The following is a 21,551-nucleotide window of genomic DNA, read 5'->3' as shown; positions in this document are numbered from 1 at the left end:
CGCGCGTCCGGCCCCACAGGTGACGCAAGAAAGGGAGAGAGGCTGATGAAAGTCCTCGTGCCGGTTAAGCGGGTGATCGATTATAATGTGAAGGCCCGCGTCAAGGCGGACGGGTCGGGTGTCGATCTGGCCAATGTGAAGATGTCGATGAACCCCTTCGACGAGATCGCCGTCGAGGAGGCGATCCGACTGAAGGAGAAGGGCACGGCGACCGAGATCGTCGTCGTCAGCATCGGCGTCAAGCAGGCGCAGGAGACGCTGCGCACGGCGCTGGCGATGGGTGCGGACCGCGCGATCCTGGTGGTCGCCGCAGACGACGTCCACCAGGACATCGAGCCGTTGGCGGTGGCCAAGATCCTCAAGGCCGTGGTCGATCAGGAGCAGCCCGGCCTGGTGATCGCCGGCAAGCAGGCAATCGACAACGACATGAACGCGACCGGCCAGATGCTGGCGGCGCTTCTGGGCTGGGGCCAGGCAACCTTCGCCAGCAAGCTGGAGATTGAGGGAGAGGCCGCGAAGGTCACCCGCGAGGTCGACGGCGGCCTGCAGACCATTGAGGTCAAGCTTCCGGCCATCGTCACCGCCGACCTGCGCCTGAACGAGCCGCGCTATGCCAGCCTTCCCAACATCATGAAGGCCAAGAAGAAGCCGCTGGAGGAGAAGACCGCGGCCGATTACGGCGTTGACGTCACGCCGCGCCTGACCGTGGTCAGCACGCGCGAGCCCGAGGGCCGCAAGGCCGGGATCAAGGTCGGCTCGGTCGATGAGCTGGTGTCGAAACTGAAAGAAGCGGGGGTCGTGTGATGGCTGTTCTTCTGCTGGCCGAAGTCACCAATGGCGAACTGAACACCGACGCGACGGGCAAGGCCGTCAGCGCCATGGCGCCCCTGGGCGACGTCACCGTCCTCTGCGCCGGCGCGCAGGCCCGTGCCGCGGCGGATGCCGCCGCCAGGATCGCAGGCGTCGCAAAGGTCCTCGTGGCCGAGGACGCGCGCTATGGCCACCGCCTGGCCGAGCCGACGGCGGCGCTGCTGGCGTCGCTGGCGGGCGATTACAGCCATGTCGTGGCGCCTGCGACCACCGATGCCAAGAACGTCATGCCCCGCGTGGCAGCGCTTCTGGACGTGATGGTGATCTCGGACGTCTCGAAGGTCATCGACGCCGACACGTTCGAGCGCCCGGTCTATGCTGGCAACGCGATCCAGACGGTCAAGTCCTCGGATGCGGTCAAGGTCATGACGATCCGCACCACCAGCTTCGACGCGGCGGGCGACGGCGGTCAGGCCCCCGTGTCCGACGCGGCGCTGGCGGACGACCCGGCGCTGTCGTCCTGGCTGAACGACGAGACGGCGGAAAGCGACCGCCCCGAGCTGACCTCGGCCGGCCGCGTCGTGTCCGGCGGCCGCGCGCTCGGCTCGAAAGAGCAGTTCGTGCTGATCGAGCAGCTGGCCGACAAGCTTGGCGCCGCGGTCGGCGCATCGCGCGCCGCGGTTGACTCAGGCTATGCCCCGAACGACTGGCAGGTGGGCCAGACCGGCAAGGTCGTGGCGCCCGCGCTCTATGTCGCGGTGGGCATCTCGGGCGCGATCCAGCACCTGGCCGGCATGAAGGACAGCAAGGTCATCGTCGCCATCAACAAGGACGAGGAAGCGCCGATCTTCCAGGTCGCCGATTACGGCCTTGTCGGTGACCTCTTCACCATCGTCCCGGAACTGACCGAGAAGCTCTGAAATCGAATGGTCCTCATTGTGCACAGGATCCGACATGCAGCGTCTTGCAGCCAAGGCGCTGCGATTTCCTCTTTTTGACGGAAAGGCTGTGGTATCTCCAGAGGATTTCAACGCGCGATACCCACTAGCCAGTCGGCAAAAAGGCGCGCCTCGGCCGAGGCGCGGGGATGGATGGTCAGATAGAATGCAACCGGCGAAGGCACATCTTCCTCGACAAGCTTGACCAGCCGCTCATCCGCAAGCATATCGCCGATCAGCCCGTCCCACCCCAGCATCGCACCGGCATCATCCTGAGCCGCCTGCATGGCGATCAAGTAGTTGTTGACGTACAATCCCCGCCCCTTGGGGGCGGGTTGGCCCAGAGTTCCGAACCACTGGTTCCAGCCCGTCCAGTCGTTGTCTTCACTGTTCATATGAACCAGCGGCGCGGCCCCCAGTCCCACAAGATCATGGATGGCATGTTCCTCCTTAAATCGTCTGGTGCCGACGGCGACGATTCGATCGTGAAACAGCTGCCGCCATTCGCGTCCATCGTCATTCGGCACTCCGTAAAGGATATTCAGGTCGTGCCGGCTGAAACGATCCGGAACATCGCTGACCGTCTGCGAGACCGTGATGGTCGGGTGGACCTTCCAGAACGCCGACATTCGAGGGGTCAGCCACAAGGCGCTGACGGCCGTTGTCGTCCGGATCGTGACGTCGACCGCGTCGCGCCGCTCGCGCAGGTGGCCTACCGCATCCGACATCCCTTCCAGGCCCCGCTGGATGGCGACCAGAAGAAACGCACCTTTTTCAGTCAGTTCCACTCCACGATGCAGCCGGCGAAAGAGCGCACAGCCCAAGTCGAGCTCGACTGCCTTGACCTGGTGGCTGATGGCGGCAGGGGTGACGTTCAGCTCCTGCGCAGCCCGCTTGAAGCTTACGTGTCGAGCCGCGGCCTCGAAACAGATCAACCCGGTCATGGAGGCAAGATCATAAGGGCGTCGCACCCGATGCTCCCTTGGCGGTTTGGGTGAATTCATCTAACTCATGATGAAATTTAATGCTATTGTCACAAACATCATGCGGAGCGATTTCTGAAGGTGGAAAACCGCACTTCTGACAGGGAAGCCACCCATGACGGTCGCCACGCAAAACATCCAGGAACTGCTCGCCCGCCGCAAGCCGGGTCATGCGCTGGAACAGCCCTTCTATGTCTCTCCAGAGGTCTATCAACTCGACCTGGAGCATATCTTCTACAAGGAATGGCTGTTCGCCATTCCGGCCGCCCAGCTGGTCAAGACCGGCAGCTATGCCACGATGAAGGTCGGCGCCTACGAGATCATCATCGTGAAGGGCCGCGATAAGGAAATCCGCGCATTCCACAATTCCTGCCGCCACCGCGGGTCGCTGATCTGCAAGGCGCGCGAGGGTCAGGTCGCCAAGCTGGTCTGCCCCTATCACCAGTGGACCTACGAGCTGGACGGCAAGCTGATCTGGGCCAACAACATGGGCCCCGACTTCGACCCGACCCAGCACGGCCTGAAGCCGGTGCACCTGCGCGACCTGAACGGGCTGGTCTATGTCTGCCTGGCCGACACGCCGCCGGACTTCGACGATTTCGCCAAGACCGCGAATCCCTACCTAGAAATCCATGACCTTCGCGACGCCAAGGTCGCCTACAGCTCGACCATCGTCGAGAAGGGCAACTGGAAGCTTGTGTGGGAAAACAACCGCGAGTGCTATCACTGCAGCGGCAACCACCCGGCGCTGTGCCGGTCTTTCCCGCTGGACCCCGAGGTTGCGGGCGTGTCCGCCGACGGCTCGATCTCGGACCGGCTGCAGGCCCATTTCGATGCCTGCCTGGCGGCCGGTGCGCCTGCGCAGTTCGTCCTGGGCGGCCATGGCCAGTACCGTCTGGCGCGGATGCCGCTGCAGGAAACCGCCGTCAGCTACACGATGGACGGCAAGGCCGGCGTGAAGAAGCAGTTGGGCCGCGTAGCCAAGCCCGACGCGGGATCGCTGCTGGTCTTCAACTACCCCTCGACCTGGAACCACTTCCTGCCCGACCACACGCTGACCTTCCGCGTAACACCCATCAGCCCGACCGAGACCGAAGTGACGACCACTTGGCTGGTCCACAAGGACGCGGTCGAAGGCGAGGACTATGACCTCAAGCGCTTGACCGAGGTCTGGATCGCCACCAATGACGAGGACCGCGAGATCGTCGAGACCAACGCGATGGGCATCATGTCGCCCGCCTACGTGCCCGGCCCCTATTCCCCCGACTGGGAAAGCGGCGTCATCCAGTTCATCGACTGGTACGCCGACGTTCTGGACCGCGCCGTGGCGCCGCAGCGCATGGCGGCGGAGTAACTAATGAACGCCTTCACGAAACCCAGCCTGCTGTTCTGGAAGGACTCCGAGTCCCTGGAATGCGTCTCGATCCTGCCCGAGGCGCCGAACGTGATGACCTTCTCGTTCCAGAGCCCATCGGGTGCGCTGTTCAGCTATGAACCGGGTCAGTTCATCACGCTCGAACTGCCGATCCCGGGCGGGCCGATCTATCGAACCTACACGATCTCGTCCTCGCCCTCGAGGCCGACCTCGTTGACGGTGACCGTGAAGGCGCAGGGCAACTCGATCGGGACGCGATGGATGTTCGACAACCTCCGTCCCGGCACAAAGATCAAGGCCATCGGTCCAGCGGGCAAGTTCACGATGATGAACCATCCCGCAGATAAATATCTGTTCATCTCGGCTGGATCGGGCATCACGCCGATGATGTCGATGACGACCTACATGTACGATTCGGGTCGCGACTGCGATATCGTCTTCGTGAACTGCGCGAAGCGCCCATCTGAGATCATCTTCCGAGAGCGGCTGGAACATATCGCGTCGCGCACCGAGGGCATCGACCTGAAATGGGTGGTCGAGCAAAAAGACCCCTATCGCCCCTGGACCGGGTATTCCGGCATGTTCAATCAGCTGATGCTGGGCCTGATGGCGCAGGACTATCTGGAGCGCGAGGTCTTCTGCTGCGGTCCCGAGCCGTTCATGCAGGCGGTCCGCGACGTGCTGGTGGGGCTTGGCTATGACATGGACCGCTATCACCAGGAAAGCTTCCATGCCCCGCTGCCCGAGGCCGAGGTCGTCCCCGATGACCAGGTCCCGCAGGAGGAGAAGACCGCCGAGGTAACCTTTGCCGCATCCGGCGTGACCGCGAAGTGCAACGAGACTGACACCATCCTGACGACGGCACGCGCGGCAGGCCTGAACATCGCGGCGGGATGTACCATGGGCATCTGCGGAACGTGCCGCATTCAGAAGCTTTCGGGAGACGTCCACATGGTCCACAACGGCGGCATCACCGACGAGGACATCGAGGATGGCTATATTCTGGCTTGCTGCTCCAAGCCGTTGGGTGCCGTATCAGTGGACGTTTGAGACAGCCGGTTTCCGGCTGCCTACAGCAATGGTTCGGAGGAGGGCCAAATGAGCACCAACAGAGGCGTCGTCTATGTGGAACCGGGCAAGGTGGTGGTGGACGACATCCCCGATGCCAAGCTTCAGGCGCCGGACGGTCGCAAGATCGGGCACGGCGTGATCCTGAAGGTCGTCACGACCAACATCTGCGGGTCCGACCAGCACATGGTGCGCGGGCGAACGACTGCGCAGCCCGGCCTGATCCTTGGCCACGAGATCACCGGAGAGGTGATCGAGAAGGGCAGCGACGTCGAGATGCTGGAGATCGGTGACATCGTCTCAGTACCCTTCAACGTGGCCTGCGGCCGCTGCCGCTGCTGCCGGTCGGGCGACACGGGCGTCTGCCTGACGGTAAACCCGTCGCGGGCCGGCGGGGCCTATGGCTATGTCGACATGGGCGGCTGGATCGGCGGTCAGGCGCGCTATGTCATGGTACCCTATGCCGATTTCAACCTGCTGAAGATCCCGGACCGCGACCGCGCGATGTCGAAGATCCGCGACCTGACGATGCTGTCCGACATTCTGCCGACCGGGTTTCACGGCGCTTGGAAGGCCGGCGTCGGCGTCGGCTCGATCGTCTACGTCGCTGGTGCCGGTCCGGTAGGCTTGGCCGCGGCGGCCTCGGCTCGCATCCTCGGCGCCGCGGTCGTCATGATCGGGGATTTCAACAAGGAGCGGCTGGAACATGCCCGCAAGGTCGGCTTCGAGCCGGTGGATCTGTCCAAGGGTGACAACCTGCCCGAGATGATCGCCCACATCACCGGCAGCCCCGAGGTGGACGCCGCCATCGACGCGGTGGGTTTCGAAGCGCGCGGCCATTCAGGCAGGGAGCAGCCGGCGATCGTTCTGAACCAGATGATGGAGATCACTCGCGCGGCGGGTCAAATCGGTATCCCCGGCCTCTACGTGACCGAGGATCCGGGCGCGGTGGACGACGCCGCCAAGCAGGGCAGCCTGTCAATGCGCTTCGGGCTGGGCTGGGCCAAGGCGCAGTCGTTCCACACCGGCCAGACGCCCGTCCTGCAGTACAACCGCCAGCTGATGCAGGCGATCCTGCACGACCGGTTGCCGATCGCTGACATCGTCAACGCGACCGTCATCTCTCTGGAAGACGCCGCTCAAGGCTACGAAAGCTTCGACCAGGGCGTCGCGAAGAAGTTCGTGCTAGACCCGCACGGGATGCTGGCCGCCTGAATCTGGTGGCGCGCCGGCAAGTCCGGCGCGCCCAATTTCGGAACCCATGTTGTGGGCGCTGCGAAGCAAGTGCGCTATTGCGGCAGGCTCAGCTTGGCCATCCGACCACCATCCACAGTCCAGACCTGACCGGTGACGAAGCTTGCTTCATCGGAGGCCAGCCATGCCACCAGCGCGGCGACCTCGTCAGCGCGTCCGGTGCGGCCGACCGGGTGGATGCGCCCGATCTCCCTGCGGAAGCTCTCAGGATCCGGCATGTTTTCGATGTATGTCACGTTGAGGTCGGTATCGATCCATCCCGGGGCGACGGCATTGCAGCGGACGCCCTCGGCCCCATGATCGACCGCGATTGCGCGCGTCAGCCCGTGCAGGCCTGCTTTCGAGGCACAATAGGCCGTGTGCCTGGGATTCGACCCCAGCCCCTCGATCGAGCCGATGTTGACGACTGCGCCCTGCGATGTCCGAAGATGCGGCATGGCCGCGCGGCACAGCAGGAACGGCGCTGTCAGGTTGACCTGCAGGGTCCGCTGCCAGTCCTCCAGCGACATGTCCTCCATCGTCGCCTCCTGCATCATTCCGGCAGCGTTGATCAGAACGTCGAGACGTCCGGCCCGCTCGACCACCCCATCCACCACTTCGACAACCGAGCCGCTGTCGGACATGTCCACCGTCACATGCTCGAAATCCTCATCAGGCCTGCGCTGCGCAGTGAAGACGCGTGCGCCTTCCTCCTGCAGCCGCCGGGCGATGGCTTGGCCGATGCCGCTTCGGCCACCGGTGACAAGCGCAACCTTGCCTGTGAAACGTGTCATGATACTGCCTTTCCGCCGTTTACTTCTACCAGGGCGCCGCACATGTAGCGCGCGCTGTCAGAGACGAGAAAAAGGATCACCTCGGCGATATCGTCGGGTTCTGCGATGCGGCCCAGAGGTACCGTCTTGTTCAACTCGGCGACGGCATCGTCAGGATCGAAGCCGCGCCTTGCGAAATCCGTCCGCAGCATCGGCGTATTCACCTCGTTCGGGCAGACGGCGTTGACCCGGATCCCCTGATGCGCATGATCCATTCCCATGCATTGCGTCAGCGATGCCAAGGCCGCCTTCGTCATGCAGTAGACGGCATGTTGTGGCCCGGGCCGCAGTCCCCAGCACGAAGCGACGTTGACGATCGCACCGCCCCCGTTCTCGGCCATCAGCGGGATCGCGGCCCGGCACAGGCGAAACGGCGCTTCGACGTTGACACCAAGCGACGTGGCCCAGTCCGCATCGGTCGTCTCGGTCACGCGGCCCCGGGTAATCATGCCGGCATTGTTGATCAGGATGTCCAGCCCGCCCAGCCTGTCGGCAGCGGCCGACGGCAAGCCGTCCGCATAGGCGGCATCCCTAAGGTCGCCGGGCAAATGGGCATCTGCCGCTATCGCTGCCACATCTCGATCCGCCGCCGCGACCCGCACCCCCTGCGCACGCAGCAGGGCCACGACCGCCGATCCGATGCCGCCAGCCGCCCCCGTGACCAGCGCTGTCTTGCCTTCGAGCATTACGATACTCCTTTGCATGGGTCAGCCGAAGGACGCGATCGGGTCGCCGAAGACTCCGTCATCAGGAACTATCCCCAGACCCGGACCTTCGGGCAGCTTGATGTGGCCGCACTCGATGCGCACCCCGTTCCTGCTGTCGTAATGCCCTTCAATCATCGGTTGCGCCAGCCATGCCCCCTCGAAGAGTCGCGGCTGAACAGTGGAACCCATGTGGGTGCACGCTGCTGCGATGATGTCGCCGCCCCAGGCATCGTCCACCGTATGAGGAAGGGACCGTGTCTCGCAGATGTTGCGGAAGGTGGCGAAGGGGAACAGGCCGCCGATGCGCGTGACCTTCATGCCGAAGCCGTCGACCAAACCGGCGCCCACGACCCGCAGGACGGTGTTCAGGTCTTCGCTGTTCTCATCAAGATAGACGCCGTGATGCAGCTGGCCTCGAATGGCCGCGATCTCCTCGATCGTATTGCATGGCTGCTCCAGGACGAACGGAATGTGCGGACATTCGCGGCTCAGGCGGAGGGCGTCCCTCGTGGTCAGGCTGCGGTTCGCGTCGACCGCAAGGCGCATACTTGTCCCGACGGCTTCGAAGACCTTCCTGACGACCTCGATATCGGTCTCGACGGGGCGATTGCCGATCTTGACCTGCATTCGGGTATAGCCTTCGTCGGCGCATTCCCTGGCGATGCGGGCAACGTCGTCCGGCTCGCCCACCCCAGAGGAATAGTAGGACGGGACCTGCTCCGTCACCGGCCCCCCAAGCAGATCGGCCACACGGACGCCGTAATGTTTGCCCGTCAGGTCATGGGCGGCGATGTCGATGGCGGCCTTGGCGTAGCGATGCCCATTCAGAAGGTCATCCATCCGGCGGTGCAGCTGCAAGATCTGTGTCGGGTCGGCTCCAAGAAGACCCGGCGCCATCTCCTGCAGCGCGGCCCGCGCCCCGAGCGTGTGCTGGGGCTGGTAGACGGGACCAACGGGGCAGGTCTCGCCCCATCCTTCCAAGCCGTTGTCCGCCTTTAGCCGCACCAGCGTCGTCCGCAGGAATGAGACGGTATCGCTTGCCATGCGGTAGGCGCCTCCCTTCACAGGCAGTTCGTACGCATAGACATGAACTTCAGTGATCTTCATGACTCCACCCCCACAAACGGCTGGCCTGGTTTCAGGCAGCCGCGTCAAACAAAAATGAAGAAAATGCTGAGGAAGCAGGTCATTCCTGCCCGGCTCGCCATTCTTTCCAACGCAAGAAGGTATTCGCACCGATCGTCGAAAGTGGCGGCGGCGGCAGCATCTTGGGCAGCTCCTCTGCCATGAAGTGGCGTGTGATGTCGCTTTCCACCCCTGACGCCAGTTCCGCCGCGCCCATTCCAGTCAGCGTTCCCCGAGCGGTCCCCAAACCGTTCTGGACACACCCGGCATAGAGGCCGTCGTCCAGCTGCCGCATCATGGCCACCCCATTCTGTGTCAGGCACAGATGCCCGGCCCAGGAATACTCCATCTTCATGCCCTTCAGAGCCGGATAGCGCGTTTCGAACTTTTCGCGATGGGTGCGGGCAGCACGCTGCACGGCAGCCTCAGTTACCTGCATTCCGGGCCGGAACGAGGCGAGTGTCCGGGTGATCACCCGGTTGCCACCCTGGGCGGCATCGATCCGCCGCATTGTCGTTCCCATGGGATCCGACGGCGTGATGCCCCACCGCGACTGCCCGCCGAGCGCCTTCAGCGCGGCGGCGTCCAGCTCGACTGTCATGGATGCATAGAGGAAGACGTGCATCAGCCGGTTTCGGGCAAAGCCAAAGCTCTCGAGATGACCATTATTGGTCAAGATCACCGTCTTTGCCTGCACCTTCCCGGAGGGCGTCAACAGAACCCATGACGAACCGTGACGCGTCATCTTCTGGACCGGGCTGTTTTCGAGGATACGGACACCATCGCGCCGCAGGCCCTCCGCCAGACCACGAATATAGCCCGCCGGTTGGAGCATCACCGTTCCCGGTGTGTAGAGACCCGAGATATAATGTCGGCTGCCGGTGAGCTCATGCATCTGCCGGGCATCGAGGCTTTCGCTCGCCTCGCCGATGCTGGCGAGGTGATTGGCATAGCTGAAGTTGAGCTCGTCCGCCTTCTCGCTCACGGCACCGTTCACCTTGCCGGCGGGATCGAAGTAATTCGCGTCGATCCCGTAGGCCGCCACGGCATTTCGCGCAAAGCTGATCGCGGTGCGGTTCAGGGCGATGATGGCTTGGTCCGCGTTGGCGCCATGACCGGAATAGTCATCCGACGACAGGTCGTGCGGCAGGTCGATCATGAAACCAGAGTTGCGCCCCGACGCGCCCTCGGCCAAGCGGCTGGCCTCGATGACCGCGATGCGGGCGCCAGGGTTCAGCTGGTGCAGGCGCAGGGCCGCCGACAATCCCGCAAACCCGCCGCCGACCAGCGCGAAGTCAACGGCAAGATCCTCGGTCAGGATATCCGGGGCAGGCTGCCCCGGAAGGATGGCAGACCACGCAGCGGGCCCGCGATGAATGGGTGTCCGGCGCGCGGTGTAGGTTGTCACGAAACGACCTCGTCATGATCATCCGTCAGGTCCACCCAGATGGTCTTGATCTGCGTGTACTGGTCATGGGCGTGGATGCCGTTGTCACGGCCGCCGAAGCCAGACTGCTTGAACCCGCCAAAGGGTGTCGAGATGTCGCCTTCGCCGAAGCTATTGACGGTGACGGTGCCCGCCCGGATGGCGCGGGCGCCACGGATCGCCTTCTTGACATTCGCGGTATAGATCGACGCTGCCAGGCCATATTCGGTGTCGTTGGCCAAGGCGATCGCCTCGTCAAAGCCGTCGACGGTCAGAACCGACAGGACCGGGCCGAAAATCTCCTCGCGTACCTGAGCGGCATCGCGGTCGGCAATGTCAAGGATCGTAGGCTCCACGAAACCGGCCTCGGCCTTGCCGCCCAGAAGGACCTTGGGACCCTTGGACAGATAGGATGCGACCTTGTCGAAATGCGCCTGCGACACAAGCGCGCCGACGCGGTTCACCGGGTCCAGCGGATCGCCCATCGGCCATTCGCGAGCATGGGCCAGCATGCGGTCCAGCAGCTTGTCCTTTATACCCTTCTGCACAATCAGCCGGGACGAGGCCGAGCAGTTCTCGCCCATGTTCCAGAAGGCGCCGTTGACGACATGGGCCGCGACGCGGTCCAGGTCCTCGGCATCGTCCAGCACGATGGCTGGGTTCTTGCCGCCCATCTCCAGCGTGACTTCCTTGAGGTTCGATTCCGACGCATAGGTCAGGAAGCGGCGCCCCGTCGCGGTCGAGCCGGTAAAGGACACCATGTCGATGTCCATGTGACGGCCGATGGGCTCGCCGACATCGCGGCCACTGCCCGGCACGACGTTGAAGACGCCGGCAGGGATACCTGCCTCCATCGCCAGTTCCGCGACGCGCAGCGCCGTCAGAGAGGTTTCCGCCGCGGGCTTCACGATGATCGAGCAGCCCGAAGCCAGGGCTGGGCCGATCTTCCATGCCAGCATCAGCAGCGGGAAGTTCCACGGCAGCACAAGACCCACGACGCCCACGGGTTCGCGCACGACCAGCGCGATGTGGTTGTCGGATGCCGGCGCAACCTGATCGTAGATCTTGTCGATCAGTTCGGCGTGCCAGGTCAGGCAGTGGATGGTCTCGGGGACGTCCACTGTCTCGCAGTCGTAGATGGTCTTGCCGCTGTCGAGGCTCTCCATCACGGCCAGTTCACGGGCGTTGCGCCGGATCAGCTTGGCCAGGCGGATCATCGCCTCTTTCCGTTCGCCCGGATGCAGACGCGACCAGCGGCCGTCCTCGAAGGCATCGCGGGCCTTTTCCACGGCGAAATCGACATCGGCCTGACCGCAGGCGGCGACCTTGGCGATCACCTCTCCGGTGGCGGGATTGGTGCTGTCGAAGGTCTTGCCCGACATGGCGGGACGGAAGCTGCCGTCGATGAAGGCCTGCGTCGGCAGGTCCAGATTGGCGGCGATGGACTTGTATTCCTCGGTCGTCAAAAGGTCGCTCATGCTCATGCCTCCGCTTCGATTTCGGCCACGGTGCGCTTCAGCACGCGCACGACCTGTTCGAGTTCGCGCTTGTCATCCTTGTTCAGCGGCTTCAGCGGCGCGCGCGGCGGTCCGGCGTAAAAGCCGTTCATCTCGCAGCCGTGTTTGATGCACTGGACGAACTTGCCGCCCTGCTCCAGCACCCGCATCAGTGGCAGCAGCGCCGACATGATCCGGCGGCCCTTGGCGAAATCGCCTTCGACCACGCAGGCGTTCCACAGCGCGACATGTTCCTCGGGCAGGAAGTTCGATCCGCCACAGACCCAACTCTGGGCGCCCCAGGCGAAGAACTCCAGCGCCTGGTCGTCCATACCGCAAGACATCTGGATATGCGGGTAATCGCGCGCCAGCAGGTGAACCCGGTTGATGTCGCCCGAGCTTTCCTTGATCGCTACGATGTTGCGCGACCGGCCGACACGGTCCAGGAACTCCTCGCCCATGTTGATGCCCATCCGGCCCGGATAGTTGTAGAGCATCACCGGCAGATCCGCGGCACGGGTGATCGCCAGCGTGTTTAGAGCGTTCTCCCGCTCGGTCGGGACCGAATAAGGAGGTGAGCCGACCAGCAGCGCCGAGGCCCCGATCTTGGCGGCATGCTCGGCCATGCGGATCGAATCCTCCAGCCGGATGGCGACGGTGCCGACCATCAGCGGCACCCGGCCAGCAATCACGTCGATGGCAAGGCTTGCCAGTTCCTCGCGCTCCTCCATGCTCTGGGCATAGTATTCACCGGTGGAACCGCCGTTGATCAGACCATGAACGCCCGAGGCGATCAGATGCTCGATCATCGCGGCGAACGCGTCCCGGTCGATGCTGCCGTCTTCGCGATACGGCGTGATCACCGGCGTATAGATGCCCTCGAACTTCATGGCACTCCTTTGTTTTCTAGGCGCCCAGGGCTCGCCCGAGCGGGATGTTGATGCTTTTGGGTGTCACGAAGCTTTCGATCAGCGAGCGCGACAGCTCCCAGTGCGCGATTGCCAGATCGGCGGCGGCGTCCGCCGAGCGGCTTTCGATCAGCTCGATCAACTGGTCATGCTGATCAGCCGCCGTGTTCTGGCTCCCTGCCAACGCCGGCTGGTCGGGTTGGTAGAACTGCATGCCGATGCGCGTGTGATCGATCAGCAGCCGCCGCAGGCTCGGCATCAGAAACTCGTTGTCTGCCATGTCGCCGATCACCGAGTGAAACCGTTCGTTGGCAATGGCCCGCTCCGCCGCATCGCCCTGGTTGATGGCGGTACGGAAGCTGCGCTGTACGTCTTTCAGTCGGGCGATCTGAGGGCGGGTTGCGTTCTCGGCCGCGAGCCGCGTGGTGGCGGCGTATATCATCGGCGCCGCGACGAAGAAATTGCGCAGCGTCTTGTGCGTCATCGGCGCAGCTTGCGCGCCGCGATTCTCGTGCAGGACGACATAGCCGTCCCCGGCAAGTTGGCGCAGCGCCTCGCGCAGGGGCGGGCGAGAGATCCCGTAAACCTCCGACAGCCGCGTCTCGTCCAGGTACGTTCCCGGCTCCAGCTCCTGCGTCAGAATCTTTCTGCGCAAATCTTCAACACAAGCAGATTTTTTGCTTCTCGAAATGACTTCCACGAACACCTCCTTCGATTTGTGGGTCGCATGTTCGTCGACTCATTGCCCTGTATCAGGTGTAGCTTCATTAAATACAAGTTGTCTACAATAAATAAATATGCTTTCTTGCAGTCACAGGGGGATTCCACATGACAAAAGCCAATCAAGAGGAGGTCATTCGATGCGACGGCATCTGGAAGATCTTCGGACAGAAATCCGGGCAAGCGCTTGAAGCCATCCGGCGCGATGGCCTCACCAAACGCGAGATTCGCGAACGTTTCGACTGCGTGGTCGGCGTTCAGGACGCATCCTTCAGCGTCAAGCGCGGAGAGATCTTCTGCATCATGGGCCTTTCGGGGTCCGGAAAATCCACGCTGATCCGCCACATCAACCGCCTGATCGAACCGACCGCAGGGTCGGTGATCATCGAGGGCCAGAACGTCAACGCGATGAACGCGCGCGACCTTCGGGCGTTGAGAGCGGAACGGATCGGCATGGTATTCCAGAGCATGGCGCTGATGCCGCACCGCACGGTGAGGGAGAACGTGGTCTTCTCGCTCGAGGTGCGCGGCATCGACGAGGACCGTCGCAACAAGGTCGCCCGCCAGTCAATCGAGGCAGTCGACCTGTCCGGTTGGGAAAACAAGTATCCCGATGAATTGTCAGGCGGTATGCAGCAGCGCGTGGGACTGGCCCGCGCCATCGCCGCAGATCCGACCATCCTGTTGATGGACGAACCCTTCAGCGCGCTGGACCCGCTGATCCGCAAGCAGTTGCAGACCACCTTCATGAAGTTGTCGGCGGAACTGCATAAGACCACCGTCTTCATCACCCATGACCTGGACGAGGCGATCCGCATCGGCGACCGCATCGCCATCATGAAGGACGGCGTACTGGTCCAGATCGGCACGCCGGAACAGATCGTCACCGAACCCGCTGACGACTATGTCAGCGACTTCGTGGCGGGGATCTCCAAGCTGGACCTGGTCACCGCCGCCCGCGTCATGCAGCCACTGGAGCGTTACGGACAAGCAAACCCCATCGGGGACATGTCGATGTGGCCGGTCGCGCGCGCGGAGGACAAGTTGAACGCACTGGTCGACCTGGCGGTCGGCACCGAGCATCCGATTCTTATCAAGGAACAGGGTCAGACGGTCGGCGTCGTGACCAAGCGCGCGCTTCTGCGCGGCATTCAGGGTCGCGACGAAAGCGCACCCGTCATGGCAGAGGTGCACTGATGGCCACCGAACAATCCTTCAACATCCTTGACCCGTTCAGCAGCATCGACCTGAACATCAGCGACCGCGCCGATGGCATCAAGGGTTGGGCGATCAGCAACCGGGAGGTGCTGGAACCAATCAAGTCCGTCTTCAACAGCATGATTGTGTCGATCGAACAGGCGCTTCTGGCGGTTCCTCCACTGGTCATGCTGCTGCTGATCGTCCTGATCGCCTGGCAGGCCGCCGGCCGCCGGGTGGCGATCATCGTTGCGGTCTGCCTGTCGGTTCTGGGCTTCCTCAGCCCAGATGCATGGCAGTTGGCGATGACGACGCTGGCCATCGTGGTGGCGGCCGTCATCACCTGTGTGGTGATCGGCCTGCCACTCGGCATCCTGGCCGGCAAGAGCGACCGGTTCGAGACCTCGATCCGTCCGGTCCTCGACACAATGCAGACCATCCCGGCCTTCGTCTACCTGGTGCCGGTCGTGATGCTTCTGGGCATCGGCAACGTGTCGGGCGTGATCGTGACGATCATTTTCGCCCTGCCCCCGCTGGTCCGCCTGACATCCCTCGGCATCCGTGGCGTCAACGAAAGCGTGGTCGAGGCCGCGCGCGCCTTCGGCGCCAGCCCGTCGCAGATCCTCTTCAAGGTCGAATTGCCGCTGGCCAAGCCGACCATCCTGGCTGGTCTGAACCAGACCATCATGCTGTCGCTGTCGATGGTCGTCATCGCCTCGATGATCTCGGTCCGCGGTCTGGGCAACGAAGTCCTGCGCGCCATGGGACGCCTGGACGCCGGCAAGGCCATCGTCGGTGGCCTGGGCATCGTCATGCTGGCCATCGTCCTTGACCGCATCACCCAAGGCATCGGGCAGTCTTCCCGCGACCGCGGCCGCCAGAAATGGTGGCACCACGGCCCGGTCGGGCTGATCGCCCCGTTCATCACCAAGAAGCGCGAAAACAGCGCCGCCAATACCGTTCCGACGATCAACACGGAGAGAACCAATGAAGCTTAACAAGTTCGGGCTGATTGCCGCCTTGGCCCTGTCCACTGCAACCCCCCTGATGGCCCAGGAGCAGCCCGGAGAGGGCGTGACCGTCCGCCCGGTCATGGCCCCTTCGCTGGAGGAAATGTTCCAGCACCGGGTCCTGTTCCGCGCGCTGGAGGATCTGGGTTATGACATCGCCCCGCCCCAGGAAGTCGAATACCAGACCATCCACATCGCTCTTGGCGCGGGTGACGGTGATTTCACCGCTGCCCACTGGAACAAGCTTCACAACACCTTCTTCGAGGAAGGCGGCGGCGAGGCCGTGATGACCAAGGTGGGCACCCTGGCCGCAGGCGCCCTGCAGGGCTATCTGGTCGACAAGGAGAGCTACGATTCGGGCATCACCGACCTTGGCCAGCTGAAGGACCCCGAGGTCGCCGCCCGCTTCGACGCCGACGGCGACGGCAAGGCGGATCTGGCCGGCTGCGTGCCGGGCTGGGGCTGCGAGCCGGTGATCGAACACCAGCTGACCGAATACGGCCTGCGCGACACCGTCGTCCACAACCAGGGTGCGTATAACGCGATCATCGCCGATACCATCGCTCGCAAGGAAGCGGGCCAGCCGATCCTCTATTACACCTGGACCCCCTACTGGGTATCGGGCGTGCTGGTCCCGGGAGAGGACGTGGAATGGCTGTCGGTCCCTTATACGTCTCTTCCGGGCGGAGAGGATGCGGAAACGACGTTCGACGGCAAGAACCTCGGCTTCGCTGTCGACGATATCCGCGTCGTTGCCCGCAATGACTTCCTTGAGGCCAACCCGGCGGCTGCGAAGCTGTTTGAAGTGGCGAAGATCGACATCAACGATATCTCGGCCGAGAACAACATGATTGCCAATGGCGAGGATGACTCGGACGACATCGACGCGCATGTCGACGCGTGGATCAAGGATCACCAGGCCGAGTACGACAGCTGGCTGGCCGAAGCACGTGCTGCGGCCCAGTGAACCTGCTGTCGGAACCGAGAAAGGGGGGCCGGCGCCCCCCTTTTCTATGCGTTGCTATAGGGTGGGAGTTTGGCTTCCTCGGTTGCACGCCTACTACTCCTGCAGTTTGAACATGACTTGGACTCATTAAAAGACCGCCAGCAGTCCTCCGACTGATCGAGGCAGGCATGGCATCTTTGCCTTTCTTTTTCTAAGGCTATGGCGGTCTGCGCGTCGACGATCTGTGCGTGTCGCGCGGTATACAGGCGCTGGAGTGATCATCGGGCTTTGGCCCAATTCTCAACAGCTCCAGGCGCCAGTGCGTGATCAATCATGATCGTAACAAACAGGCGGTCGGTATGCGGTGAGGCAAGCCTGCACAGGTATCTGAACTATCTTCGGGCGATTGCAGTCGCCGCTGCCAGGACGACGGCATCCTCGACGAAACCGGAGGTCGTCTGACCATACCGCGCTATTGCCCACTCCCGCGCAGCAAGTCCGCAGTATGATGACGCTATCGCAGCGCCAATGCCGAGAGCAGCCCCTGCAAGCTGACGCTCCGCTGGTGCGAGGGCTGCACCAGCAAATCCGCCGGTAATCGTCCGGGCAAGGAGGCCCAGGAACACGGTGCGGTCCGGAGCCGTCTTCATCTTGTCGCCCGCCATCTCCGCCGCGGCCATTGCCACCCCACCCGCGGCAATCAGCGGCGAGCTCATCAGCCGCGCCCCGGCATTGTCATAGGGGAGCGCACCAAGACGCGCGGCACCCGCCAAGGCAGCAAGAGGCGTCATCGAGCGCTGCCCGGCAACAAGACCCATCATGATCGAGCGTAGCATCCTGCCTCCCCTCTGGTCGCTGACGCAACAACTGATCGGTTTGCGGGTTCCATCAAGCGCAGCGTCGGGGGCACGGAAGGGCCTGCCGCCCTGAGCCGCTCCGCATGTCATTCCAACGACCACGAAGACGTCTTATTCTGCCGATTTCTGATCGGCAGCCGCCGCCTTGTCCGGGACGTGCCCCTGTCCCGCCTCCCCCACCCCGTCCTCGGGGATCTCCTCCGGATCCGGCAGGTCGCGGAGCGTTTCCAGCCCGAAAGTGGCGAGGAACAGGTCGGTGGTGACGAAGGTGGCGGGGGCGCCGCGGCGCGGCTCGCGGGGGCCGGGGGCGATGAGGCCCTGCTCGGAGAGGCGGCCGATCAGCTCGCGGGAGATCTCGCGTCCGAAGATCTCCTTCAGCCCGTCGCGGGAGATTGGCTGGTGCCAGGCGATGGCGGCGAGGACCGCGATGTCCGTCTCGCGGAGCGCCACCCCCACGTCCGGCAGCGCAGCGGCGGCGCGGATCGCCGGGGCATAGGCCGGCCGGGTGGCGAGCATCCAGCCATCGGCGACCCGCGCCACCTCGACGGCCCGACCCTCCAACTCGACGGCCAGGTCCTGGAGGAGGAGATCGACCGAGGCCCCGGGCCCGACCACGCGGGCCAGGTCGCTGCGCGACACAGGCGCGGCCGAGGCGAAGAGCACCGCCTCGATCCGGCACATCCACTCGCGCCAGCGCACGGCCTGTGGCAGGCCCTCGAGATCGCGGTCCAGCTCCGGCTCGGGGCGGCGCCTGGCCATCTCAGAGCCCGTAGAGCCGGAAGCTCGGCCGCCCGGTCAGCTCGCGGACGGCATCCAGTTCCACCAGCCGGTCGCTGGCCCCCGTGTGTCCCGCCATCTGGTTTGCGACAGAACCCGGATAAGTGTCACCAGACGATCAGCAACCCTATATTGGTTGAATGCACCTACGGCGATCTCGGGAGTGATCGGACGCTGATCCTGATCGGCGGCTCACACTCGCTTCAGTGGCTGCCTGCGCTGGAAGATATCGCCCTGAAGCGTGGCCTGCGGATCGTGACGATGACCAAGAGCAGCTGCATCTTCTTCGATGCAACCGATCCTGAGCATTTCATCGCGGCAGCGAAAGCCTATGGGCTGGATGATCCAGAAAGCTGCCTCAAGTGGAACCGTGCCGCCAGACACCGCGTCATGGAGGTTGATCCCGCGGCCGTCCTGACCATCGGCACCCGCGGTCACGGCCCCGACGAGACAGTTCCGGGCATCTTTCGTTCCTTGTGGCGGGATCTGGCTGCGGCCGATATCTCGGTCCTGGCCCTTCGCGACAACCCGTGGTTTGCCACCGACGTCGTCGAATGCGTCGCTGAAGCTGCTGACAACCCATCTACCTGCGATCAACCTCGCGCAGAGCTGCTGAAGCCGATTGATCCGGGCGCAGGCCTTGATGGTCCGCTGCTGTCCTTCGTGGACCTAAGTGATCTCTATTGCGACAGTGCCAGGTGCTGGGTCGTTCGCGACGGCGTTCTACTCTACCGCGATCGCCATCACCTGACCGCCAGTTTCGTCCGCCGCCATGCCTCCCGTCTCGAGACTGAGATCGCCGCGTTGATCGACCAGTCGTAGATGTGGGCTGTTTGCGAGAAAGGCAGCCCGGACGTGGATCAGGAAGGAGGCGGTAGTGCGTGACCTGCCCTCGGCAAAACTGTCACAGCGATGGAGAGCCTGCACCCACTCATCAAAAGCTGCAGCGCAAGTGTAACGCTCAGCGAGAGAGGCCTTCACTCGACGTGCTTGAAGTGGCATCACCGGACCACGGAGATACGTACCGGTCAACTATGAAGCTCGTAGCTCCATGTATGAGAGCGGAGGCGAAGATGGTGTAGGCAACAAGCGCCCAAAGCTGCTCCTCGTTGACGAACTCCATATGCCCGGTCGCGTAGCCGACATAATAAACTGATCCTATACCGCGCACCCCAAAGAACCCGACGATCAGCCGGTCGCCCGAGGGCATCCTGCTTCTCAACAGGGATAACCAGCCGGCCAGCGGCCTGATGACGAGAAGCAGGCTGAAGCCGATCAGCGTATGCCGCCAGTCCAGCACCGGCCAGAGCGCCGGCAGGATGCTGCCCAGAAGCACAAGAAGAATGGCAGTCAATGAATGCTCCACGGCTTCGCTGAAGGCGTGCAGCCGCTTGTGGAAGCGGTGCTTCTCCTGCGTGCGGCGACACATGAGACCAGCGGTGAAAGCGCCGATGAAGCCATAGCCCTCCGCCAGCTCAACGACCCCATAGCACAGCAGCACGGCGCCGAGGGCGAGGACCCCAGGCCCGCTTTTTTCGATCGCGGCGCTGCCCCAAGCGGAAAACAGGCTGCGGCCGAGTGCCCACCCCACCATCGCCCCGACCATCGCGCCCACTGCGATCCTGTAAAGCAGGTCGCGCATGACCCATTCCATCAACCAGCTTGACGGATCGGCCCCTTGCGCCGCGATGATCAACCCCAGATAAACGAACGGGAAGGCAAGGCCGTCGTTCAGCCCAGCTTCGGCTGTCAAGGTAAAGCGAACAGGATGCTCGCCACCTTCCAAAGGCGGCCCGACCTGCACATCGCCTGCCAACACGGGATCGGTCGGCGACAAGACAGCACCCAGAAGGATTGCTCCTGCAATCGTCATCCCGGCCAGTCCCCAACCCAGCAGCGCAACCACCCCGATTGTCAGAGGCATCGCGATCAGCAAAAGGCGAAAGGTCGGGCTCCACCGGCTCCAGCTGCTGACATTGTCGATCCGCAAGCCAGTTGCAAACAGGACGACGATCACCGCGATCTCGCTGAGGATTTCCCAAAGGCGCGGCGACACTGTTGGATCAAGCGCTTCCGGCATCCCGGGAATGAAGGTGAAGGCCACCAGGCCCAGGATCATCAGAAGCCCCGATGAGGAGGCTGCCCGCATGAACGCGACCCGTGGCAGCAGGTAGGCCGCGAAGACCGCCGCGCCCACGGTTGCCATCAGAACGTGCGTTGGAGAAAGTCCGAAGAACGGCTCAGCTGTTGACATCTGTTGTCTTTCAATACCAAGCAGCTCTACACGCAGTAGATCGGAAGCGCTGCAAGGTGCAGCGCCATAGGTCTGAAGAAAGTTCCGGATATGGCCGCCGATAGGCAAAGCGAGCGGCGACGGGCAGTTGCATCCTATGCCGAAGCGTTTCCATCGCTACGGAACATTGCTGACTTAAACCAACCGTTGGATCTGTCAGGCCGACAGCTTCGCCATGGGAAAGCACCCACTCCGTTCTTAGGATCAGTCCCCATAAATTTGGCTTGCATGCCAGCATTTTGACTGATTCACACCGGCTATGAACCAGAGCAATACAAGATGCTTCCGACTGAGCCCACAGCAGATGCGGCGCATCCAGTCCTTCTTTCCCAAGGTCCGAGGGCGCCCCCGATCCGACGACTGCAAGGTGCTGAGCGGCATCATCTATGTCAAACGGTATGGGCTTCGCTGGCAAGATGCTCCTGCAGTCTACGGCCCCTACAAAACCCTGTATAACCGCTTCGCCCGCTGGTCACGGATGGGCATCTTCGCGAGGATATTCCAAGAACTGGCGAGGCCAGGCGTTCAAGGAGATACCCTGATGATGGACAGCACGTTCATGAAGGCGCACCGCACGGCTTGCAGCCTGCGCGCGCAAACGTATGGCCCGCCCCGTCTGCAAGCGGCAATTTTTAATGACATGATCAGTCTGCACAAACGTATCCGGCATGTCAGCACAAAGGCCGCCGCCAAGATGGAGATCCGCGCGTCACAATCCTCATAAAGGGACCGGCCTCGGTGGGCCATTTTTCGCAGGAGGTTTTTGCAACGCCGATCAACTGTCAGGCCATCTTCCTTTCACCACTCGCAGCTTGTTGCGCCCGGCTGTGCTCAAGACGAGCGCGTGTT

Annotated in this window: 21 protein-coding genes and 1 pseudogene; 10 read left to right on the top strand and 12 right to left on the bottom strand. The window is 63.1% G+C overall.

Going from position 1 to position 21,551, the window contains the following annotated elements:
* Positions 1-45: 45 nt before the first annotated feature.
* Positions 46-804 (top strand): electron transfer flavoprotein subunit beta/FixA family protein, encoded by a 759-nt coding sequence (locus OC184_RS11515; RefSeq protein WP_265505349.1) that lies wholly within the window; start codon positions 46-48, stop codon positions 802-804.
* Entirely contained in the window at positions 804-1,730 is a 927-nt protein-coding gene (locus tag OC184_RS11510) for an electron transfer flavoprotein subunit alpha/FixB family protein (protein WP_265505350.1), read from the top strand. Before OC184_RS11515 ends, OC184_RS11510 begins: the two co-directional genes overlap by 1 nt.
* Positions 1,731-1,837: 107 nt before the next feature.
* Here OC184_RS11510 and OC184_RS11505 read toward each other — a convergent pair whose 3' ends face one another.
* A complete protein-coding gene (locus OC184_RS11505; RefSeq protein ID WP_265507339.1) occupies positions 1,838-2,692 on the bottom strand; it encodes a LysR substrate-binding domain-containing protein in 855 nt (284 codons plus the stop codon).
* A gap of 154 nt (positions 2,693-2,846) precedes the next feature.
* On the opposite strand from OC184_RS11505, the gene OC184_RS11500 reads away from it, so the two are divergent.
* The 3 genes from OC184_RS11500 to fdhA are packed head-to-tail and all read left to right on the top strand — an operon-like array spanning position 2,847 to position 6,389.
* Positions 2,847-4,085, top strand: a complete 1,239-nt coding sequence (locus OC184_RS11500) for an aromatic ring-hydroxylating oxygenase subunit alpha (RefSeq protein WP_265507338.1) — start codon at positions 2,847-2,849, stop codon at positions 4,083-4,085.
* A gap of 3 nt (positions 4,086-4,088) precedes the next feature.
* Complete coding sequence (locus tag OC184_RS11495; RefSeq protein ID WP_265507337.1) at positions 4,089-5,156, top strand: hybrid-cluster NAD(P)-dependent oxidoreductase; 1,068 nt, start codon at positions 4,089-4,091, stop codon at positions 5,154-5,156.
* A gap of 48 nt (positions 5,157-5,204) precedes the next feature.
* On the top strand, positions 5,205-6,389 hold the full coding sequence (gene fdhA / locus OC184_RS11490; protein WP_265507336.1) for a formaldehyde dehydrogenase, glutathione-independent: 1,185 nt from the start codon (positions 5,205-5,207) through the stop codon (positions 6,387-6,389).
* Positions 6,390-6,463: 74 nt separating this feature from the next.
* On the opposite strand, the gene OC184_RS11485 is transcribed toward fdhA, so the two are convergent.
* From OC184_RS11485 to OC184_RS11455, 7 genes are all read right to left on the bottom strand, one after another.
* Entirely contained in the window at positions 6,464-7,201 is a 738-nt protein-coding gene (locus OC184_RS11485; RefSeq protein ID WP_265507335.1) for an SDR family NAD(P)-dependent oxidoreductase, read from the bottom strand.
* On the bottom strand, positions 7,198-7,926 hold the full coding sequence (locus OC184_RS11480) for an SDR family NAD(P)-dependent oxidoreductase (protein WP_378925673.1): 729 nt from the start codon (positions 7,924-7,926) through the stop codon (positions 7,198-7,200). Before OC184_RS11480 ends, OC184_RS11485 begins: the two co-directional genes overlap by 4 nt.
* A gap of 21 nt (positions 7,927-7,947) precedes the next feature.
* Positions 7,948-8,991 carry a mandelate racemase/muconate lactonizing enzyme family protein gene (locus tag OC184_RS11475; RefSeq protein ID WP_322630204.1) on the bottom strand — a complete coding sequence of 348 codons (1,044 nt, stop codon included), beginning with the start codon at positions 8,989-8,991 and terminating at the stop codon, positions 7,948-7,950.
* A gap of 142 nt (positions 8,992-9,133) precedes the next feature.
* Complete coding sequence (locus OC184_RS11470; RefSeq protein ID WP_265507333.1) at positions 9,134-10,480, bottom strand: NAD(P)/FAD-dependent oxidoreductase; 1,347 nt, start codon at positions 10,478-10,480, stop codon at positions 9,134-9,136.
* A complete protein-coding gene (locus tag OC184_RS11465; protein WP_265507332.1) occupies positions 10,477-11,976 on the bottom strand; it encodes an aldehyde dehydrogenase in 1,500 nt (499 codons plus the stop codon). Before OC184_RS11465 ends, OC184_RS11470 begins: the two co-directional genes overlap by 4 nt.
* A 2-nt stretch (positions 11,977-11,978) precedes the next feature.
* A complete protein-coding gene (locus tag OC184_RS11460) occupies positions 11,979-12,884 on the bottom strand; it encodes a dihydrodipicolinate synthase family protein (protein ID WP_265507331.1) in 906 nt (301 codons plus the stop codon).
* A 16-nt stretch (positions 12,885-12,900) separates the two neighbouring features.
* Positions 12,901-13,602 (bottom strand): GntR family transcriptional regulator, encoded by a 702-nt coding sequence (locus tag OC184_RS11455; protein ID WP_265507330.1) that lies wholly within the window; start codon positions 13,600-13,602, stop codon positions 12,901-12,903.
* Positions 13,603-13,730: 128 nt separating this feature from the next.
* Between OC184_RS11455 and OC184_RS11450 the strand changes: the two genes are divergently transcribed.
* The 3 genes from OC184_RS11450 to proX are packed head-to-tail and all read left to right on the top strand — an operon-like array spanning position 13,731 to position 16,796.
* A complete protein-coding gene (locus OC184_RS11450; protein ID WP_265507329.1) occupies positions 13,731-14,819 on the top strand; it encodes a quaternary amine ABC transporter ATP-binding protein in 1,089 nt (362 codons plus the stop codon).
* Positions 14,819-15,817 carry an ABC transporter permease gene (locus OC184_RS11445; protein WP_265507328.1) on the top strand — a complete coding sequence of 333 codons (999 nt, stop codon included), beginning with the start codon at positions 14,819-14,821 and terminating at the stop codon, positions 15,815-15,817. The genes OC184_RS11450 and OC184_RS11445 overlap by 1 nt, the downstream gene beginning before the upstream one ends.
* Complete coding sequence (gene proX, locus OC184_RS11440; protein WP_265507327.1) at positions 15,807-16,796, top strand: glycine betaine/L-proline ABC transporter substrate-binding protein ProX; 990 nt, start codon at positions 15,807-15,809, stop codon at positions 16,794-16,796. The genes OC184_RS11445 and proX overlap by 11 nt, the downstream gene beginning before the upstream one ends.
* Before the next feature lie 371 nt (positions 16,797-17,167).
* On the opposite strand, the gene OC184_RS11435 is transcribed toward proX, so the two are convergent.
* The 3 genes from OC184_RS11435 to OC184_RS11425 form a co-directional block, all read right to left on the bottom strand.
* The gene (locus OC184_RS11435; protein ID WP_265507326.1) at positions 17,168-17,611 is read right to left on the bottom strand and encodes a hypothetical protein; all 444 of its coding nucleotides are present in this window, start codon (positions 17,609-17,611) and stop codon (positions 17,168-17,170) included.
* Between the two features lie 132 nt (positions 17,612-17,743).
* Positions 17,744-18,391, bottom strand: a complete 648-nt coding sequence (scpB, locus tag OC184_RS11430) for an SMC-Scp complex subunit ScpB (protein ID WP_265507325.1) — start codon at positions 18,389-18,391, stop codon at positions 17,744-17,746.
* A 1-nt stretch (position 18,392) separates the two neighbouring features.
* Positions 18,393-18,488, bottom strand: coding sequence for a DUF1403 family protein (locus OC184_RS11425; RefSeq protein WP_265507324.1), 96 nt, complete (start codon positions 18,486-18,488; stop codon positions 18,393-18,395).
* 5 nt (positions 18,489-18,493) lie between these two features.
* On the opposite strand from OC184_RS11425, the gene OC184_RS11420 reads away from it, so the two are divergent.
* On the top strand, positions 18,494-19,231 hold the full coding sequence (locus tag OC184_RS11420; protein WP_265507323.1) for an SGNH hydrolase domain-containing protein: 738 nt from the start codon (positions 18,494-18,496) through the stop codon (positions 19,229-19,231).
* Between the two features lie 139 nt (positions 19,232-19,370).
* On the opposite strand, the gene OC184_RS11415 is transcribed toward OC184_RS11420, so the two are convergent.
* Positions 19,371-20,663 (bottom strand): cation:proton antiporter, encoded by a 1,293-nt coding sequence (locus OC184_RS11415; protein ID WP_265507322.1) that lies wholly within the window; start codon positions 20,661-20,663, stop codon positions 19,371-19,373.
* A gap of 298 nt (positions 20,664-20,961) precedes the next feature.
* On the opposite strand from OC184_RS11415, the pseudogene OC184_RS11410 reads away from it, so the two are divergent.
* Positions 20,962-21,312: pseudogene (locus tag OC184_RS11410) on the top strand (transposase); the annotation flags it as partial.
* Between the last annotated feature and the right edge of the window lie 239 nt (positions 21,313-21,551).

Source organism: Paracoccus rhizosphaerae (assembly GCF_026162645.1).
Taxonomy (GTDB): domain Bacteria; phylum Pseudomonadota; class Alphaproteobacteria; order Rhodobacterales; family Rhodobacteraceae; genus Paracoccus; species Paracoccus rhizosphaerae.
The sequence above is the reverse complement of the archived record's forward strand: the minus strand, read 5'-3'. Positions and strand labels throughout refer to the sequence as shown.

What these genes read in the sequence shown, in the direction of transcription:
- OC184_RS11515 (WP_265505349.1), top strand. Translation starts at nt 46, where the DNA reads ATGAAAGTCCTCGTGCCGGTTAAGCGGGTGATCGATTATAATGTGAAG.
- OC184_RS11510 (WP_265505350.1), top strand. Translation starts at nt 804, where the DNA reads ATGGCTGTTCTTCTGCTGGCCGAAGTCACCAATGGCGAACTGAACACC.
- OC184_RS11505 (WP_265507339.1), bottom strand. Translation starts at nt 2,692, where the DNA reads ATGACCGGGTTGATCTGTTTCGAGGCCGCGGCTCGACACGTAAGCTTC.
- OC184_RS11500 (WP_265507338.1), top strand. Translation starts at nt 2,847, where the DNA reads ATGACGGTCGCCACGCAAAACATCCAGGAACTGCTCGCCCGCCGCAAG.
- OC184_RS11495 (WP_265507337.1), top strand. Translation starts at nt 4,089, where the DNA reads ATGAACGCCTTCACGAAACCCAGCCTGCTGTTCTGGAAGGACTCCGAG.
- fdhA (WP_265507336.1), top strand. Translation starts at nt 5,205, where the DNA reads ATGAGCACCAACAGAGGCGTCGTCTATGTGGAACCGGGCAAGGTGGTG.
- OC184_RS11485 (WP_265507335.1), bottom strand. Translation starts at nt 7,201, where the DNA reads ATGACACGTTTCACAGGCAAGGTTGCGCTTGTCACCGGTGGCCGAAGC.
- OC184_RS11480 (WP_378925673.1), bottom strand. Translation starts at nt 7,926, where the DNA reads ATGCTCGAAGGCAAGACAGCGCTGGTCACGGGGGCGGCTGGCGGCATC.
- OC184_RS11475 (WP_322630204.1), bottom strand. Translation starts at nt 8,991, where the DNA reads ATGGCAAGCGATACCGTCTCATTCCTGCGGACGACGCTGGTGCGGCTA.
- OC184_RS11465 (WP_265507332.1), bottom strand. Translation starts at nt 11,976, where the DNA reads ATGAGCGACCTTTTGACGACCGAGGAATACAAGTCCATCGCCGCCAAT.
- OC184_RS11460 (WP_265507331.1), bottom strand. Translation starts at nt 12,884, where the DNA reads ATGAAGTTCGAGGGCATCTATACGCCGGTGATCACGCCGTATCGCGAA.
- OC184_RS11450 (WP_265507329.1), top strand. Translation starts at nt 13,731, where the DNA reads ATGACAAAAGCCAATCAAGAGGAGGTCATTCGATGCGACGGCATCTGG.
- OC184_RS11445 (WP_265507328.1), top strand. Translation starts at nt 14,819, where the DNA reads ATGGCCACCGAACAATCCTTCAACATCCTTGACCCGTTCAGCAGCATC.
- proX (WP_265507327.1), top strand. Translation starts at nt 15,807, where the DNA reads ATGAAGCTTAACAAGTTCGGGCTGATTGCCGCCTTGGCCCTGTCCACT.
- OC184_RS11435 (WP_265507326.1), bottom strand. Translation starts at nt 17,611, where the DNA reads ATGCTACGCTCGATCATGATGGGTCTTGTTGCCGGGCAGCGCTCGATG.
- scpB (WP_265507325.1), bottom strand. Translation starts at nt 18,391, where the DNA reads ATGGCCAGGCGCCGCCCCGAGCCGGAGCTGGACCGCGATCTCGAGGGC.
- OC184_RS11425 (WP_265507324.1), bottom strand. Translation starts at nt 18,488, where the DNA reads ATGGCGGGACACACGGGGGCCAGCGACCGGCTGGTGGAACTGGATGCC.
- OC184_RS11415 (WP_265507322.1), bottom strand. Translation starts at nt 20,663, where the DNA reads ATGTCAACAGCTGAGCCGTTCTTCGGACTTTCTCCAACGCACGTTCTG.